Genomic DNA, 1,108 nt, shown 5'->3' with positions numbered 1-1,108 from the left:
GGCGGTATGCTCTCTGTCTTTTTATTATGCCGAATTACTTATTGTTAATCCGATTGATCGCGGCAAACATCTGACTATCGGAAATTATCTGCTGGCGTTGTTTTAATTTAAACTTTTCAACGCGATCGCCTAGGGTTTGGGCTGTCATTAACCCATCGTCCTGCGTGACCTGCCAATTAAACAGTCGGTCTAATCCTTCTAAGGGGGCAAAGGAAACATTTTTGTCGGTAAATCGTAGCAACTGCATACTACCGCCACCGATCGCAGGGGTATTTTGTTGCATGTCTAGAAGCATCTGTTGAGCTGGAGATGTAGCGTTAGACTGATTGTTGCCGATCAATACCTGTGCTTTCAAACAGTCTGGATTTAAAGAAAACATTGCACCTGCGATCGCCAACAATCCCACAAACTTTAATGAAGCCATTTGTTTTTCCTGAAATTTTACATGGTGAATATCAACATGAACCATTTCGCCAACCCCATTACTGAATTTAGCATCCTTATTCCTTAGACATTGCTAAATGTCAGAAAGTTCATATATAGCTACAGTCACTTGAATTAGGACAAATCAAAACCCAAGAATTCATTGGCGGCGCTTCGCGCCGCCAATGAATTCTTGGGTTTTATGTCCTAGTACACTTGGCGACAGCTATAAGTATCTAGATGTAATTAAATATAAAACCTAAAAGCTATAGCGCTCGCTGCACGCGAGCGCTACAGCTTTTGACTCCGTTTTTTTGATTATGTCCAGCTACTTATCGTAATTCTAAATTATTTATGATTTTGATTTTGTAAAAAGGCATACCCTTTGGGCTTGCTCTTGTATAGCTGTCGCCACTCGCATTAATACCAATTCCCAAAATGGCGTTGCCATTTTTGGGAATCTCAAAACCTTACTGGGTTTGGTGTTTAATTCACAAAAGTGTTGTCACACTTTCGTGAATTGGTATAAGAGGAGAAGGCTGGCGCTTTGCGCCAACCTTCTCCTCTTGTTTTTTGTCATATAGTTGTTTTAAATAACTTGTAGACGGGCTTCGACTTCGCTCAGCCCTCGGTGTAAGCTAGCTGAGCGAAGTCGAAGCTGTAGTTTTTATTTGAATTATCTATA

1 protein-coding gene is annotated in these 1,108 nt (G+C 40.8%); it reads right to left on the bottom strand.

Annotated features, from left to right (window positions below; genetic code table 11):
• Positions 1 to 34 precede the first annotated feature (34 nt).
• Positions 35 to 469, bottom strand: coding sequence for a hypothetical protein (locus AC805_RS14755; protein ID WP_055076125.1), 435 nt, complete (start codon positions 467 to 469; stop codon positions 35 to 37).
• Between the last annotated feature and the right edge of the window lie 639 nt (positions 470 to 1,108).

Source organism: Pseudanabaena sp. 'Roaring Creek', from assembly GCF_001402795.1.
In the GTDB taxonomy this organism is placed as follows: Bacteria; Cyanobacteriota; Cyanobacteriia; order Pseudanabaenales; family Pseudanabaenaceae; genus Pseudanabaena.
This window is presented reverse-complemented; position numbering and strand designations above follow the sequence as displayed.